7 protein-coding genes are annotated in these 17,590 nt (G+C 47.4%); 4 read left to right on the forward strand and 3 right to left on the reverse strand.

Annotated features, from left to right (window positions below; genetic code table 11):
- The first annotated feature begins 4 nt into the window (after positions 1-4).
- The 3 genes from C1A11_RS07545 to C1A11_RS07555 are packed head-to-tail and all read left to right on the forward strand — an operon-like array spanning position 5 to position 4,235.
- Positions 5-1,054: a glycosyltransferase family 4 protein gene (locus C1A11_RS07545; RefSeq protein WP_102049871.1), complete on the forward strand. Its 1,050-nt coding sequence runs from the start codon at positions 5-7 to the stop codon at positions 1,052-1,054.
- 11 nt (positions 1,055-1,065) lie between these two features.
- A complete protein-coding gene (locus C1A11_RS07550; protein ID WP_102049872.1) occupies positions 1,066-2,403 on the forward strand; it encodes a glycosyltransferase family 4 protein in 1,338 nt (445 codons plus the stop codon).
- Positions 2,400-4,235, forward strand: a complete 1,836-nt coding sequence (locus tag C1A11_RS07555) for a hypothetical protein (RefSeq protein ID WP_102049873.1) — start codon at positions 2,400-2,402, stop codon at positions 4,233-4,235. The genes C1A11_RS07550 and C1A11_RS07555 overlap by 4 nt, the downstream gene beginning before the upstream one ends.
- Before the next feature lie 253 nt (positions 4,236-4,488).
- Here C1A11_RS07555 and C1A11_RS07560 read toward each other — a convergent pair whose 3' ends face one another.
- The 3 genes from C1A11_RS07560 to C1A11_RS07570 are packed head-to-tail and all read right to left on the reverse strand — an operon-like array spanning position 4,489 to position 14,782.
- A complete protein-coding gene (locus tag C1A11_RS07560; RefSeq protein ID WP_102049874.1) occupies positions 4,489-5,352 on the reverse strand; it encodes a phosphatase PAP2 family protein in 864 nt (287 codons plus the stop codon).
- A gap of 25 nt (positions 5,353-5,377) precedes the next feature.
- Positions 5,378-9,124, reverse strand: a complete 3,747-nt coding sequence (locus C1A11_RS07565) for a DUF4214 domain-containing protein (protein ID WP_102049875.1) — start codon at positions 9,122-9,124, stop codon at positions 5,378-5,380.
- Positions 9,125-9,154: 30 nt separating this feature from the next.
- Positions 9,155-14,782 (reverse strand): DUF4214 domain-containing protein, encoded by a 5,628-nt coding sequence (locus C1A11_RS07570; RefSeq protein WP_423242024.1) that lies wholly within the window; start codon positions 14,780-14,782, stop codon positions 9,155-9,157.
- A gap of 155 nt (positions 14,783-14,937) precedes the next feature.
- Between C1A11_RS07570 and C1A11_RS07575 the strand changes: the two genes are divergently transcribed.
- The gene (locus C1A11_RS07575; protein ID WP_145995740.1) at positions 14,938-17,091 is read left to right on the forward strand and encodes a DUF6311 domain-containing protein; all 2,154 of its coding nucleotides are present in this window, start codon (positions 14,938-14,940) and stop codon (positions 17,089-17,091) included.
- Positions 17,092-17,590 lie beyond the last annotated feature (499 nt).

Consider the following 17,590-nt stretch of genomic DNA (forward strand, 5'->3'; position numbering starts at 1 on the left):
AAGCATGAAAAAGAAAATTTGCGTATTGGGTGCGCAAGTCCCGTTTATCCGGGGCGGTGCCGAGCTGATGGTAGAATCATTGACATCAGAATTGAAAAAAAGAGGATATGATGCCGAGCTGGTACAATTGCCCTTTAAGTGGTATCCAAACGAAACACTGCTGGATAGCTGCCTTGCTTGGCGCATGATTGATTTGTCTGAAAGCAACGGCCAAAAAATTGATTTGGTCATTGGCACAAAATTTCCGACCTATTTGGCACGCAGTGAAAATAAGGTGCTTTGGCTAATGCATCAGTTCCGCGAGGCGTACGACCTGTATGACAGCGTACCTTATGCGGGGCTTGGCACACTGCCTGGCGGCCCTGCGTTGAAACAGCGCATCGAAACCATGGACAACACCTTTATTCCAGAAGCAAAAAAGCTGTATGCGATCTCTCAGAATGTCTGCAACCGATTGGCACAGCACAATCATATTGCAGCAGAAGCACTGTATCACCCGCCGAAGCATGTCGGCCACTATTTCACAGAAGAATATGGAGATTATATTGTTTCTGTAGGCCGTTTAGATGCGAAAAAACGTGTGGACGAGTTAATTCGTGCGCTTCAGTTTTGTGACCCTAAAATTAAAGCATATATCGGCGGCAATGGTCCTGAACGTCAACGCTTAGAAGAGCTGACGCACCAGTTAGGGCTTGAGGATCGTGTGAAGTTTTTAGGCTTTGCGCCGGACGAAGACTTGCTGAAACTTTATGCGAATGCGTTTGCAGTGTATTTTGCACCGGTCGATGAAGACTACGGCTATATCACACTGGAGGCACTGCTCAGTAAAAAGCCCCTCATTACCACTTGGGACGCCGGTGGTGTGCTGGAATTTGTAGAGCAAGAAAAAAGTGCATTTATCAGCGCAGCACAGGCACAAGAGTTAGCCAATAATATCAATACCCTCTATCAGAACAAGACCATCTGTAAGCAAATGGGTGAGGCCGGATATGAGGCGGTAAAAGATATTTCTTGGGACCATGTAATTGACTTGTTGACCGAGACGCTGCGCTGAGGAGGATATGAATGAAAATAGCTTATCTCACCCCGCTCAACCCGGTGCGCTCTGGTATTTCGGATTTTGCAGAGCAGCTTCTGCCCTACTTAAGTAAGCAGATTCCTCTTGAAATCTTTAGCCAGGTAGAACCGGAAGATAAAACTCTTTGCCAAACTGCACCCTGCCATTTACTGTCTGAACTGGAAAGCGACGCAGTGTGCGATGGATATGATGCGCTGCTTTGCCAAATAGGGAATCATTATGGTCATCACAGTGGGATCGTGAAGCAATTTCAAAAGCATTCTGGTTTTTTGGAACTGCACGATTTTTCTTTGCATAACTATGTTGCGCAGATGACCTATGCCCGCGGGGATGTTGAGGGTTACCGTGCGATGGCAGAATACAACCATGGTACAGATGGACTGGAACTGGCAGATCGCTTTTTGAGCGGGGAAGCCAAAGCGCCATGGGAAGAACATGCGCTGGAGATGACCATGAACCGTTTTCTGGTCGATTATGCCAAGGGTGTCATTGTCCATTCAGATATGGCAAAGCAGATGATTAAAGGAATCAATCCTAAGATGCCGGTCATCAATATTCCACTTCATACGCCGTATATTACAAAAGATGCAGCCAAAGAAAAAAAGGATGCCCGTGAAGTGCTTCACCTAAGCGAAACGACCATGGTGTTTGGCTCCTTTGGATTTGCTACCCGCGCAAAGCGCATTGAGCAGATTCTTGAGGCTTTGGCACTTTATCGTAACGAAAATCAAGACTTTCATTATTACATTGTAGGCAAGGTCGAAGGGCTGGATACGGATGAAATCCTTGGGCGATTACAACTGGAGAACTATGTCACGGTGACCGGGTTTGTAGACATGGAAGAATTCCAGACCTATATGGCGGCCTGCGACCTTTGCCTGAATCTTCGCTATCCGACCCATGGAGAAAGTTCAGCCAGCTTACACCAAATGTTGGGATTGGGCAAGCCTGTCCTAGTCACCGCAATTGGCAGCTTTGATGAGTATTCGGATGATTTTGTCATTAAAATTAGCCACGACGAAGACGAGATACAAGAAATATTGCAGGTACTGTGCAAGTTCACTGAACAACGTGAGTTGCTGGACGTGTGCGGAGAAAAAGCATTGGAATTCGCCTACACGAACTGTGATATTGAGATTAACGCCGAGCGCTATGCGGAATTTATGCGTCGTGTTTTGAGCGGTACTTGGCAGGACGATGACCCGGTAGATTTACTGTTGGATCAGCTCATCGAGATAGATGCTGCGGGGGAGCAGATGTTTTTTCATCTTGAGCAGATTGGTGTGCTGAATGCCGCGGTGGGTCAGAAAAAGGAGACTTTATGACGGGAAGAGATTCGCTGTTGCGGAATGCCCAGTGGACAGCTTGGAAAGATCGGTTGATTACGTGCGGCATTTTATGTTTTATCGCCGTGGTACTTTCACCTACAATCAACTGTCCCATGGTATCTGATGACGGTGTTTACTATTTTTTGCGCGGACATTTGGCCATTACCCATGAAACTCTGTGGCAATACGCTTGCACTGAAATTTTTAACTGGATCAGTCGAGGCCGTTTTTTCCCTCTTTCGGTCTATTCGCTTGTGGTGTTTTACTATTTTAGCAGCGTAACAGCATATCGTCTGCTTTTTATCGTTACGATATGCTTTAGTGTCTGGTTGTTCGGCATTTTAATGCGGGAAATGACCGGCTCGCGGCAGCTTTGCTATTTTTCCATGCTGGGCATGGGTCTAATGTTTCAGGTGGTAACCAATTATCACTCTTCGATTCTTTCGTTCCATATGTTTATGCCCATTATGATGAGCGTGCTGCTGGGCACTTTGATTTTTCTGCAGCGCTATCTGACACGGGGTAAAAAATTTTATTTGGCACTCAGCCTCGTTTGTTACACTGCTGGGTTGCTACTGTATGAGGTGGCATTTACCTATATTGCCATTGCAGGCTGCCTTATTTGGTATTCTAAAAAGAAGTTTTGGCCCTCTGTCAAGACCGCATGCATCTATCTGCCGTCTCTTGGCGCAGTGGGTGCCATTAATGTTTGGGTTAAAATGCATTATTCCTCTGGCTATGAGGGCATCACGGTTTCTATTAAGCCAGCGGTTATTTTGCAAACATTGGCTAAGCAGTCGGTTGCAGCGCTGCCGCTTTCTAATTATCTGTTTACCAAAAACAATACCGGCTATTCTCATTTGCCGTATCCGTATTCTATCGGTGCCTTTTTGCAAAACCTTACAGTTCGGGACCTTCTGCTCGCAACCTTATTTGTCGTCTTGATGGTATACCTACTTCGCACAACGCAGTTTGACTGGAGCGAGAAGGTTAAGGACTGGAGATTTTTATTATTTGCCGTGAGCCTGTGGCTCTGCCCCGGCTGTCTGATTGCCGTATCCGCGAAGTACCAATCAGAATTGTATTGGGGCGTTGCACACATTTCGGTTTACCTTGCCTGGTTTGGTATGCTTTTAGTCCTGCTGTGGCTGTCAGCTGCTGTATATCGTTTGATAGTGCGCACAAAACCACTTAAACATAAAACAGCAATCTGGATGAAAAGCATCGTCACCATTGCTTTAGCCATGGTTCTTGTGCTGGAGCAGCAGAATATGCGCATTGCTATCCAGCAAACACAAGCATATTGGCGCTTTCCGAAAGCGGCATATGCTGCTGCCGCTGACAGTCAGCTTTTGGCACAGCTTCCAGAGGGAGCCACGCTGGTAAGTATGACAGATTATGAATGGAACGGGCCGACATTCTACACCGAATACAGTCATATTGTGCTGAACTGTATCTCACGGCAACAGCTTGGTGAAGAAGTACAGGAAAAGGGCAAGCCGGAGGGGCAAGAAATTCTTTGGACACCGGATCGACCGCTTTGGGCAATTTATTACAGCGGCACCGATTCGGAATACTTTGCAACATTGGGCAAAATTGATACTGTACGGTATCGTTCGGATACGCAAGAAGTAACGGATGTTCTAGTCAGCGATCTAAGCATCTATACTACCAAGGGCGAGACGACTGCCTTCCTATATCGAGACGCAGAGGGAACTCAGAAGCTAGTACGCTCTGATGTCATCGCACATGAGAATTACTTCCTTTGGCGTATGAACAATGCAGATCCGGTCGAGTTTGACAGTTTAGATCTTTTGACACGTTATTGAAAGCGTTGATAATCGAAGTTATAAGTAGTAGCACCCCCCGTAGAAAATGGTAGTTATCGTTTTCCGTGGGGGTGCTTTTGTTTGAGGTTTAAAGCGGGAATCTGTGAGACAAAGAAGAGCCAAACGCAAGTATAGCAATAAGAAAAGAAGTTTGAATAAATAGAAAAAAGGACTATGGTCTGCTAAATGCAGAACGATAGCCCTTTTTTGTTCCTTGTTTTGCCCAAGGAGACGTGGGAACCCAGAAGGTGCGCTACGGTGCTGTGCCGGGTTCACAGCTTAATTGTTGCAGTTGTTTTTTCACAAAAGGCAAGGAAAGTAAAACAAAAAAGACAGTACAGGATATCAACACGCCCACGATGGTATCGGATAAAAAGTGCCGGCCGATAACAAGGCGAGAAAGGCACGAAAAGCCGATATAAGCGATGCAGATTCCCGAAAAAAGTCCTCTGTGCTTTTTTAGCCCGCAAAACAGGATAGGAAGGAGCAATAAAAGCAAAATGCCACAGGCATTTGCGGCGTGTCCTGACGGGAAACTGGTATTGCCGGGGTGACCGGCTATTTGATACCATGGCGTAAAATCGGAAAAATCACCCGCTGCAAGTAAATCATCGTAACGGGTACGCAGCCAAAAGAGCTTGACCCGGTCAACCAGAAAAATTTCAATCGTTTTATAAACGATGCCGAATATCGCAACAAATCTCAGCCGAAGCAAAGTGCGAGTAGACAGCTTGCTGGCGCCCGCCAGCATCAATACTGCGCAAAAGACAATACCAATCATAAGGAATCTACTATTAACTTCGCCCAGCAGACCTCGAAAGACAAGGTTCTCCACCGAGCTGACAGTGATTTGCTTTAAATACCATAAAACGAAGAATTCAAAGGGGATACGGAGCAACGGCTGATCCTTATACAGCGCAGCCAAAACTGCACCTAAAAGAATCCAAGGCAGCTTAATCGGCCAGTAACAAAAGGCTTCCATCACAATGCCAAAAGAACTTTCGGGCTGGTAAAGAAAATTTGCGATAGAAAGATCCCATTTTGCAGCAATCGCCAATAAAGTCGCACAGAGTAAGGCGCAGCACGAAAAAAGAATTTTTTGGGTACGGGTCAGCATATGAAAACTCCTTTAATAAAGCCAATTATAGAGACAATGTGCCACGAGGAATACCATAAGATACGCAGATATCGCTAAACTCTCTGCTCCCCACAAAGGAGGCAAGCAGCCGGTAACGAGAAGCCTGTTGATTAAGCAAACCAGCCCAGTAATCAATTTCAGACTGTGCCGGCTCTCGATCCATGAAAACGCGGTACAATATCTTGACGTAATCGCCGTTGGATAAGCCGCGAGCAGTAAATTCGGGTCCCATCAGGAAAGAGTTTGCAAGATTTGCTGCGGTTTGGGTGCCAGCAAGCAGTACCCCTGCCCAGTAGTTCAGCTCGTCGCCAGAGGCAGAGCGGGAAAGACACTGGTCATACAGCCGCATCACAAAAGCGTTGATGTTGGGATTCTGGTCGCGGGGCTGTGTGGAAGCAGCAAGGCTGCCATGGGGAATGCCGTAAGCGGCACAGATGTCAGCAAACTCCTGACTGTTGACAAAGTTGACCTGCAAGAAATAAACAGAATAGCCTTGTTTGAGATAGCTGGCCCAGTAATCAATCTCGGAAGCAGAAGCACCGCGTCCCATATAGATGTCATATAGCACAGCAACGATCTGGTCGTAAGAAAGATGACGGGAAGCAAATTCTGCACCCTGGATAAAAGGAAGGCCAATCGAAGCTGCGGTGTGCTGGCCGCTCAGCAGGGTAGCCGCCCAGTAGTTCAGCTCATCGTTAGAACAATCGCGACTGAAACACTGGCGGTAAAGGCGGGAAATAAAGGTATTGATGCCGCCGTTCTGGTCACGAGCTTCCGAAGAAGCGGGAATGGAACCACGGTCAATGCTGGCAGCAGCGCACAGATTGGCGAATTCCTGAGAAGAAACAAAGTTGGTTAATATGTAATAGCGGGAAAAGCGTTGGTTAAGGAAGTTTTGCCAATAAGCAGCACCGCTGGGATCAGAAGCACGATCGAAGAAGGCCTGATACAGCACTTCCAGATAATCACCGTCCGAAAGACCTCGTGCATTAAACTCGGCACTGTTGAGAATCGAGTTGGCAAAAGAGGCACCGGTGATTTCATGAGAAAGCAGTGCATTGCTCCAGTAAGCAAGGCCGGCATCATCCGGTACACGCTGTAAGCCGATGCGGTACATCCGGCTGACAAACTGCTCCACGGGGCTGGATGCGCTTGACACGGCAACCGTGACCGAACAAGCAAAAGAATGTGTGCCAGCAGTGAGTGTATATTGCAGCGTGCCATTTCCGCCATAAGCTCCGAGGCAGCGCCCAGAGGTAGTGTCCAGTAAACGTAAACTGCCGGATGCCGCATAGGTACCTTTTAACACGGGGGTTCCTACGCTTAGAACTTCTAAAGTGGGCTGCATTGTTTGCCCCGTAGAAAGAAACGCCGCTGAAGAAAGCCGAATGCCGGCCGTACCAGCTTTTTGTCCTGCGCTAGTAGCTTCATTTTTAGCTACAGAATTCGCAGACCAAAACACTTCGCTACAATGGTCAGTTACTGTGCCCGGCGCCATCATTTCATAAGCGTAAACTGCGCCGGACCGTGCGCCGGAAACACGCCCTGTCAAAAGGCACTGCACAGCCGAGCCGCCGCCATTAATTGCGGCCAGACCGCCAGCCTCTGGTGCGCTGACGGAGGCAGAACTGGTGCAGTTAATGATCTGCCCATAGTCGGTGCTATTTGGAGAGCCGATCAAAGAACCAACTAAGCCACCTGCCCGTGTTTCACTGGTAACCGTGCCTCCGTGGACTTCTATGTTTTGCAATGTTCCCGAAAGAGAATACGCTATGGCGGCAGCAGGAGAAGAGCCGGTAGCAGTGAGATGTGGTGTGGCGAGCGTTAAGTCTTTTACAGTACTGCCCCCCTCAACACTATCGAATAGTGCGGCAATGTCGCCATTCGTTGCAGAAATTGTAAGGCCTTCGATGGTTTTTCCATTTCCGTCAAACACACCATTCAGCCCACCTAAACTTTTAAAGCTAGAGAGATAAGAAAGATCCAGATTTGCCATCAGCTTATAATAATAAAAGGTATCACTGTAACTATTGCTACGTACAAGATCCAGGTCAGATGCGGTATAAATGAGATAGGGGTCATTTTGTGTGCCACTGCCCTCAGGGCCATTGGGGATAGTGACCCGAAAGGTAACGGTATCCGTTCCAACACCGCTTAATTGGTCTAATACGATGCCACTGTTGGTTTTATCGGAGAAATAGAGCGTATTGGAGAAGGAGGCGTCTGCACTTCCACGGGCTCGCCCCAATGAGGTCCACCCGGTAGCATTGGTGGGGGAAAGCCCTGCGTAAATCAACCGCAACGCAGAACCGGCATGATAGCCTAAATCCTGCGGGCGGAAGACAAACATAAAATCGGGATTGCCGCCATTGTAAGGATTAGCGTTTCTATTCCCCTCATAAGCCAGAGAAGGAATGATGCGGTATACAATTACACCGCCGCCATAACCTTGATTTTTGCGATATTCAGCGACAAAATATTCGTTATTGTTGTAGGGGCTTTTTATAATGACTGCATAGGGCTTTGAAGGATCGGTGTATCCAGCAGATGTTAAAGTAACTGTACTGGAAGCAGTAACCGTGGGCAGTGGATTTCCATAGCCCAGATATTCATGTTGTAAATAAGCATTTACGGAAGGAACTGCGGTGTTAGAACCGTTGGACATGAGATCCCAATAACCAACCGGGTCACGGTTGGCGCCCTGGTCTTCATAGCGATAAAGATCAGGTAGACCAATGCCGTGCAAAAATTCATGACAGATGGTGCGGTTGCCTCGGCCACTGTTATTGAACATTCCATCATAATTATCGCCAACCGATAAAAAAGCATAGTTTGAGATGCGCACACCACGCAGAGAGGCACTTGCGCTGCTCTCACGCGTTTGGTGTGGCCATAATAAATCGCCCCAGCTCACCTCGGTAGACAGAGACACCGGAAACACGAAAGAGATGCTGTCAACGACGCCGTTTTTGTCATCATCCAGATTGCAATTTTCGGCAAGCAGTGTAGGCATAGCGCCAGATACGGTTCTCACCAGTTCATTTTCTCGCTCCCAACGCTGCGTAGAGGACTGATACCCTTCTAAGTTAGTGCTGCTGTAAGGCATATAATAGCCCTTGTTTCGCGATAACTTAATAGACTGGGTATTGGACGTACTACAAAAAACACTGTTTACAGTGAGTTTGTTATAGCTTAGGCGTGCAGTCACATCTTTCAATGTGCCGTTAGTAACTGAGGCATTGGCTGCACTCACTGTATTATAGTTCGTATTTGCATATGCAAAACGTTCGGCAGTCAAATATTCCGCAGAATCTGCAAATGAAACAAAGACAACCAGATTATTGATATTAGTATAAGCAACGGGAGACTGTGCAGCATAAAACTCCGACTCGGAAATACGGTTGCTGCCTTTGGAAAGATCGTAATGATCCCAGTGATCTGAGCCTTCTTCCCGCTCTGGCAAAGGCGGGACAGTCGGCTCCGGCGTTGCAGTCGGCTCCGGCGTTGCAGTCGGCTCCGGCGTTGCAGTCGGCTCCGGCGTTGCAGTCGGCTCCGGCGTTGCAGTCGGCTCCGGCGTTGCAGTCGGCTCCGGCGTTGCAGTTGGCTCCGGCGTTGCAGTTGGCTCAGTGATTGAGGTTTGCTCCGAGGAAGGCGGTACGACAGCTAGGGTTGGAAGTGCCGCAAACGCAGGCACGCCAAGCTGAAAAAGAATGCTGGCGGCCAAAAACAATGTGCAAAGTCTTTTTTTCATAGATTCCTTCCCATCACACGAAAAACTGGATTATTTCCAATGATTTTTTCCGCTAGACATAATCAAATGCGGGTAGTTTACATAACAATGGTTCAAGTCAACATTTCCGGAAATTCCAGGAACGGTGCCTTTGCTGGAATATTGCCACATAGTGTGAGGTCCACGATAACCCAGATTTGCACGGTAATCCGCAATCCAAACATCAATGCCGGCAAGTTGAGACATATCAAGTTGCGTATTTGCATAATGGGTGCCGGTATAAATCATCGGGTAGTAGCCGCGCTGGTCCAAAATAGTGAGGGCGAACCGCAAAAGGTGTGTACGTTCCTGCACGGTCAATTTATCAATAAATTTATTCGATTCCATATCGACCGCAATGGGGTAATCGAAGCGGATGCCTTCATTTTCTAAAGTTTGCATGGCATTAAGTACAATTTGCAGTTCTCCAATTACTTCTGCTTCGCTGATCGCATAGGTAAAGTAGTAAACGCCAACTCTTAAACCGGCAGCTTTGGCACCGCGCACATTCTCATAAAAGTAGGGGTCCACGCTTTTGCCGTTGCCTAGGGCACGCACCATGACGAAGCTTTTACCGCTGGCGGCAACTTTTATCCAGTCAATAGCACCTGTGGCAATATTTTGGTACATGGCAACATCAATTCCCTCAGAGTAAGACGGAAGATCCATGTCAGCTCCTTGGTTAGATAATGTGTATTTACCAGAAAGATATTGGGCGCATTCCGCTGAATTCCCAATGCTGTTCACCAACGTCTGGCGGTTATTTGCATTTATAATTGACTGTGTCCATGAGGTTACTTCCCCATCGGAAGGAGCTCTGCCGAGAAGGATATTGTAGATAAGGGCAATGTAATCACGTTCCGAAAGGGTGTTGTTTTTAGCCTCAGCAGAGAACACAATGGCACCAGTCAGCTGCTTTACAGACATGCTGTTGGTAAGTAGATTTGCGACCCAGTTGTTCATCTCGGCGTCCGAAGGCAACCGGTGAAGTGCCTGAGAATAAAGGTTCTGTACAAAGAGATTGTAGCTTAGGTTTTGGTCGCGAGCTTCGGTAGAAGCGGGCAAGCTGCCACGCGGAATGCCGAATTTCGCACAAATGTTGCCAAACTCGGTGCTGCCGGTAAAGGAGGCAAGCAGCCGGTAACGAGAAGCCTGTTGATTAAGCAAACCAGCCCAGTAATCAATTTCAGACTGTGCCGGCTCTCGATCCATGAAAACGCGGTACAATACCTTGACGTAATCGCCGTTGGATAAGCCGCGAGCAGTAAATTCGGGTCCCATCAGGAAAGAGTTTGCAAGATTTGCTGCGGTTTGGGTGCCAGCAAGCAGTACCCCTGCCCAGTAGTTCAGCTCGTCACCAGAGGCAGAGCGGGAAAGACACTGGTCATACAGCCGCATCACAAAAGCGTTGATGTTGGGATTCTGGTCGCGGGGCTGTGTGGAAGCAGCAAGGCTGCCACGGGGAATGCCGTAAGCGGCACAGATGTCAGCAAACTCCTGACTGTTGACAAAGTTGACCTGCAAGAAATAAACAGAATAGCCTTGTTTGAGATAGCTGGCCCAGTAATCAATCTCGGAAGCAGAAGCACCGCGTCCCATATAGATGTCATATAGCACAGCAACGATCTGGTCGTAAGAAAGATGACGGGAAGCAAATTCTGCACCCTGGATAAAAGGAAGGCCAATCGAAGCTGCGGTGTGCTGGCCGCTCAGCAGGGTAGCCGCCCAGTAGTTCAGCTCATCGTTAGAACAATCGCGACTGAAACACTGGCGGTAAAGGCGGGAAATAAAGGTATTGATGCCGCCGTTCTGGTCACGAGCTTCCGAAGAAGCGGGAATGGAACCACGGTCAATGCTGGCAGCAGCGCACAGATTGGCGAATTCCTGAGAAGAAACAAAGTTGGTTAATATGTAATAGCGGGAAAAGCGTTGGTTAAGGAAGTTTTGCCAATAAGCAGCACCGCTGGGATCAGAAGCACGATCGAAGAAGGCCTGATACAGCACTTCCAGATAATCACCGTCCGAAAGACCTCGTGCATTAAACTCGGCACTGTTGAGAATCGAGTTGGCAAAAGAGGCACCGGTGATTTCATGAGAAAGCAGTGCATTGCTCCAGTAAGCAAGACCGGCATCATCCGGTACACGCTGTAAGCCGATGCGGTACATCCGGCTGACAAACTGCTCCACGGGGCTGGATGCGCTTGACACGGCAACCGTGACCGAACAAGCAAAAGAATGTGTGCCAGCAGTGAGTGTATATTGCAGCGTGCCATTTCCGCCATAAGCTCCGAGGCAGCGCCCAGAGGTAGTGTCCAGTAAACGTAAACTGCCGGATGCCGCATAGGTACCTTTTAACACGGGGGTTCCTACGCTTAGAACTTCTAAAGTGGGCTGCATTGTTTGCCCCGTAGAAAGAAACGCCGCTGAAGAAAGCCGAATGCCGGCCGTACCAGCTTTTTGTCCTGCGCTAGTAGCTTCATTTTTAGCTACAGAATTCGCAGACCAAAACACTTCGCTACAATGGTCAGTTACTGTGCCCGGCGCCATCATTTCATAAGCGTAAACTGCGCCGGACCGTGCGCCGGAAACACGCCCTGTCAAAAGGCACTGCACAGCCGAGCCGCCGCCATTAATTGCGGCCAGACCGCCAGCCTCTGGTGCGCTGACGGAGGCAGAACTGGTGCAGTTAATGATCTGCCCATAGTCGGTGCTATTTGGAGAGCCGATCAAAGAACCAACTAAGCCACCTGCCCGTGTTTCACTGGTAACCGTGCCTCCGTGGACTTCTATGTTTTGCAATGTTCCCGAAAGAGAATACGCTATGGCGGCAGCAGGAGAAGAGCCGGTAGCAGTGAGATGTGGTGTGGCGAGCGTTAAGTCTTTTACAGTACTGCCCCCCTCAACACTATCGAATAGTGCGGCAATGTCGCCATTCGTTGCAGAAATTGTAAGGCCTTCGATGGTTTTTCCATTTCCGTCAAACACACCATTCAGCCCACCTAAACTTTTAAAGCTAGAGAGATAAGAAAGATCCAGATTTGCCATCAGCTTATAATAATAAAAGGTATCACTGTAACTATTGCTACGTACAAGATCCAGGTCAGATGCGGTATAAATGAGATAGGGGTCATTTTGTGTGCCACTGCCCTCAGGGCCATTGGGGATAGTGACCCGAAAGGTAACGGTATCCGTTCCAACACCGCTTAATTGGTCTAATACGATGCCACTGTTGGTTTTATCGGAGAAATAGAGCGTATTGGAGAAGGAGGCGTCTGCACTTCCACGGGCTCGCCCCAATGAGGTCCACCCGGTAGCATTGGTGGGGGAAAGCCCTGCGTAAATCAACCGCAACGCAGAACCGGCATGATAGCCTAAATCCTGCGGGCGGAAGACAAACATAAAATCGGGATTGCCGCCATTGTAAGGATTAGCGTTTCTATTCCCCTCATAAGCCAGAGAAGGAATGATGCGGTATACAATTACACCGCCGCCATAACCTTGATTTTTGCGATATTCAGCGACAAAATATTCGTTATTGTTGTAGGGGCTTTTTATAATGACTGCATAGGGCTTTGAAGGATCGGTGTATCCAGCAGATGTTAAAGTAACTGTACTGGAAGCAGTAACCGTGGGCAGTGGATTTCCATAGCCCAGATATTCATGTTGTAAATAAGCATTTACGGAAGGAACTGCGGTGTTAGAACCGTTGGACATGAGATCCCAATAACCAACCGGGTCACGGTTGGCGCCCTGGTCTTCATAGCGATAAAGATCAGGTAGACCAATGCCGTGCAAAAATTCATGACAGATGGTGCGGTTGCCTCGGCCACTGTTATTGAACATTCCATCATAATTATCGCCAACCGATAAAAAAGCATAGTTTGAGATGCGCACACCACGCAGAGAGGCACTTGCGCTGCTCTCACGCGTTTGGTGTGGCCATAATAAATCGCCCCAGCTCACCTCGGTAGANCTCTGTACAAAGAGATTGTAGCTTAGGTTTTGGTCGCGAGCTTCGGTAGAAGCGGGCAAGCTGCCACGCGGAATGCCGAATTTCGCACAAATGTTGCCAAACTCGGTGCTGCCGGTAAAGGAGGCAAGCAGCCGGTAACGAGAAGCCTGTTGATTAAGCAAACCAGCCCAGTAATCAATTTCAGACTGTGCCGGCTCTCGATCCATGAAAACGCGGTACAATACCTTGACGTAATCGCCGTTGGATAAGCCGCGAGCAGTAAATTCGGGTCCCATCAGGAAAGAGTTTGCAAGATTTGCTGCGGTTTGGGTGCCAGCAAGCAGTACCCCTGCCCAGTAGTTCAGCTCGTCACCAGAGGCAGAGCGGGAAAGACACTGGTCATACAGCCGCATCACAAAAGCGTTGATGTTGGGATTCTGGTCGCGGGGCTGTGTGGAAGCAGCAAGGCTGCCACGGGGAATGCCGTAAGCGGCACAGATGTCAGCAAACTCCTGACTGTTGACAAAGTTGACCTGCAAGAAATAAACAGAATAGCCTTGTTTGAGATAGCTGGCCCAGTAATCAATCTCGGAAGCAGAAGCACCGCGTCCCATATAGATGTCATATAGCACAGCAACGATCTGGTCGTAAGAAAGATGACGGGAAGCAAATTCTGCACCCTGGATAAAAGGAAGGCCAATCGAAGCTGCGGTGTGCTGGCCGCTCAGCAGGGTAGCCGCCCAGTAGTTCAGCTCATCGTTAGAACAATCGCGACTGAAACACTGGCGGTAAAGGCGGGAAATAAAGGTATTGATGCCGCCGTTCTGGTCACGAGCTTCCGAAGAAGCGGGAATGGAACCACGGTCAATGCTGGCAGCAGCGCACAGATTGGCGAATTCCTGAGAAGAAACAAAGTTGGTTAATATGTAATAGCGGGAAAAGCGTTGGTTAAGGAAGTTTTGCCAATAAGCAGCACCGCTGGGATCAGAAGCACGATCGAAGAAGGCCTGATACAGCACTTCCAGATAATCACCGTCCGAAAGACCTCGTGCATTAAACTCGGCACTGTTGAGAATCGAGTTGGCAAAAGAGGCACCGGTGATTTCATGAGAAAGCAGTGCATTGCTCCAGTAAGCAAGACCGGCATCATCCGGTACACGCTGTAAGCCGATGCGGTACATCCGGCTGACAAACTGCTCCACGGGGCTAAGTACCACCTGCTCCATCAAAGTTTCGTCGGGTTCCGGCGTAGCGGTTGGTTCTGGCGTCTCAGTAGCTTCTGGCGTCTCAGTAGCTTCTGGCGTCTCAGTAGCTTCTGGCGTCTCAGTAGCTTCTGGTGTTGCAGTAGCTTCTGGTGTTGCAGTAGCTTCTGGTGTTGCGGTAGCTTCTGGGGTCTCAGTAGCTTCTGGCGTCGCAGTAGTTTCTGGCGTCGCAGTAGTTTCTGGTGTCGCAGTAGTTTCTGGTGTCGCAGTAGTTTCTGGTGCCGCAGTAGTTTCTGGTGTCGCAGTCGGCTCCGACGTAGTCATCGATTCAGACGAACCAGCAGGACCAGACGAGTTGCTGAGCGCACTAACGGTGGGAAGCGTGGTAGAGAGCAGAAGAACAAACGCTAAGAGAAAAGAAAAAAGCCTTTTTTTTATCATAATCAGCCTACTTCCTAAATAATAGCAAAATATACATATTATCATTTTACACGAAATACGATGTTTTGCAACTTTTCTTGCGCTGTTTTTCCAAGTTGCATAGAGACCTCATTGAACGTCGGCCTATAATGTGATATTATATGACGGCTTCTAATAGTAAGGAATAAGTTGAAAGCAATACATACAAATGGAGAAAATATATGGCACAAGCACGGACGAAAACATGGAAAAGCAATATTACATATGGCCTTTTGGCTGCGTTACTGCCGCTTGCCATTGTTTTTTTGCTATGGAAAGCTACCCCATCGGACTTGAATTTTCCGATTGCTTATGAGGATTCCGATGTGATGGGGGCATATATGCAGGCAGTCTCGATTCGGGACAACGGTTGGATTTTAACTTCTGACCGGCAGGGCGCCCCATTTGGTGTGAATCGAACCGCATTTCCGGTCTCTATGACACACAACGTTGACAGTTTGCTTTTAGCAATCCTCGTTTTTTTGACGGGACAAAACATTGTTCTCAGTGTGAATCTATGGTATCTTTTACTCTTTCCGCTCATTGGAGTGATTTCTTATTTCGTTTTACGAGAGTTTAAAATTCGCCCAGTTTTTGCGCTGTGTGGCAGTACAACATTTGCGACACTTAGCTATATTTTCTTGCGTGGCATTATGCACATAGAATTAAGCGCTTATCAGTTTGTTCCGCTATCGGTGTTGCTTTGTGCATGGCTTTGGGAAGATGAGAGGCTATTTGTTTGGCAGCGCGGATTTTTCTCTTATCGCAAAAATATAATAGCCCTAATTTTTTGCTTTTTGATTGGAATGAACGGGCTGACTTATTACCCCTTTTTTACCTGCTTTTTGCTGGCGGTTACAGGGCTGATGTGCCTGTTGCGAAAGAAAAAGCTGTGTGCTGTACAGCCTGCAATTATAGGAATAACAGGAATTTCACTTACAGTGGGCAGCAGCTTGCTGCCGTTGGTTTTTAGCTCAAACAATGGCTTTGCGATAGGTGCGGCGGGAGGTCGCAGTCCGTTTGAGGCGGAAGTGTATGGTCTGAAATTCATCAATTTGTTTTTACCGCAAAATGGGCATGGTATTCCTTCGCTGGAAAGACTAATCAGTAATTATCAAGAGCGTGCCCTGCTCGTCAACGAAAACACTCATGTTTATTTGGGTATTATGGGCGCATTAGGATTTGTATGTCTAATGCTAGCCTTATTCAAAGAAGGCTCTCAAAATCCTAAGCTATATCTTTTTTCTAGGCTTAGTCTCGCAGCATTTTTGTTGGGGACAATCGGCGGTATCGGAAGTTTTGTTAGTGTTTTTATTACAAGTGCGTTGCGATGCTATAACCGCATCAGCGTTTTTATTGCATTTCTCTGTATTGCGGGAATTTGTTTGCTGTTATCACAAATAAAATGTTCGCCATCACGTCAACGATTATTAACAATAGGTTTCGTACTGCTTTTTTCATTTGGTATTTGGGAACAGTACCCCGGAAACACACCGGATTTTGCTCAAAATCAAAGTGCTTACGAACAAGATCGTAACTTTGTGTCCCAAATCGAAGATTCTCTGCAACCCCAAGCAATGGTGTTTCAGATGCCTTATGTTCCATACCCAGAAGCAAGCTATTTGCCAATGACAAGTTATTTACACTCCAATACACTCCGCTGGAGCTATGGGAGCATTCGAGGAAGCTATGCAGATTGTTGGAATAGTGCGGTAGAGCGAGCGGACACTGATGACATGGTAGCGTTTTTGCAGCAAGTGGGATTTTCAGGCATTTGGGTGGATCGCAGGCTTTATATGGAACAAGAGCAGCTTGCAGTGCTGGAAGAAAGGTTAACTGCACTTTGCGGCGAGCCAACCATTCGTGAGGATGGCCAAATTGCCTTTTACCACCTCGAAAACGGGGAAGTGGATGTGGAAACGGTGAACAAAATCACCTCGGTTCCGATTCTTGCAGGTGGAGAAGGAATGTTAGGCTGGGAAGAAGAAGCTGTTTGGCTTTCCAAGACGGGAGAGTTTAATATTTTTAATCCCAGTGAACAACCTGTGGGGTATAACTTGTCCTTTGAGCTAGCCGCACCGGCTACCCCGGAGGGTTGTCCGCTTTCCATTCAATTAAATGGTGAAGTGCAAAAACAGACAGAAATTGATGCTGATTACCAGAAAATCACCTTAACCTTGACGCTTCAGCCGGGGGTCAATAAATTGCTATTTGTTTCAGAGGCGAACAAAGTAGCAGCACCGGGTGATATGCGAGAGCTATATGTTAGACTAAAGGGAATGCAGGAACAAAACTGGAATGTGATGAAACAAGCGGGCTGTAACCAATGCAGGTGAAATTCGAATAAAAGAGAAGCTGCTTAGGACAGAGGGCTCATACCTTGTCTCAAAAGCTCTCATTTCGGAATGAGGAAAAGACATGGCAAAACTGCAAGCGAAGAGTAAGAAGGTGCCTTTCTGCACCTATATATGGAATTTGCGTGGAAAATGGCGTAGCTTTATATAAATAAGGTATTTCTTTAAAACCAGTTGCCAAAAAAAGTAGGATTTTCTGACAGCGGCAATATAAAATAGCAAGAAAATCCATCTTAGGACGAAACGCAAAAATACGCAAGATAGGAATATCTGCGCCTGTCCATTATCAGATTTCAATTCTTAACTACCACATAAAATGTTTTATATTAGCCGAAATTATTCTGCAAAAAAGATGCTTTTCTAGTTCTAAGTCGGTATTAATAAAATAACCTTGTCGCTTTTATTACAATAGATAGAAAGTGTGTTTTTATATCTTAAATGATGAAATCATGAGAGAATTTATAAGAAACTTACAAATTAA

The organism is Pygmaiobacter massiliensis, assembly GCF_900199435.1.
Taxonomy (GTDB): domain Bacteria; phylum Bacillota; class Clostridia; order Oscillospirales; family Ruminococcaceae; genus Pygmaiobacter; species Pygmaiobacter massiliensis.

What these genes read in the sequence shown, in the direction of transcription:
- C1A11_RS07545 (WP_102049871.1), top strand. Translation starts at nt 5, where the DNA reads ATGAAAAAGAAAATTTGCGTATTGGGTGCGCAAGTCCCGTTTATCCGG.
- C1A11_RS07550 (WP_102049872.1), top strand. Translation starts at nt 1,066, where the DNA reads ATGAAAATAGCTTATCTCACCCCGCTCAACCCGGTGCGCTCTGGTATT.
- C1A11_RS07555 (WP_102049873.1), top strand. Translation starts at nt 2,400, where the DNA reads ATGACGGGAAGAGATTCGCTGTTGCGGAATGCCCAGTGGACAGCTTGG.
- C1A11_RS07560 (WP_102049874.1), bottom strand. Translation starts at nt 5,352, where the DNA reads ATGCTGACCCGTACCCAAAAAATTCTTTTTTCGTGCTGCGCCTTACTC.
- C1A11_RS07565 (WP_102049875.1), bottom strand. Translation starts at nt 9,124, where the DNA reads ATGAAAAAAAGACTTTGCACATTGTTTTTGGCCGCCAGCATTCTTTTT.
- C1A11_RS07575 (WP_145995740.1), top strand. Translation starts at nt 14,938, where the DNA reads ATGGCACAAGCACGGACGAAAACATGGAAAAGCAATATTACATATGGC.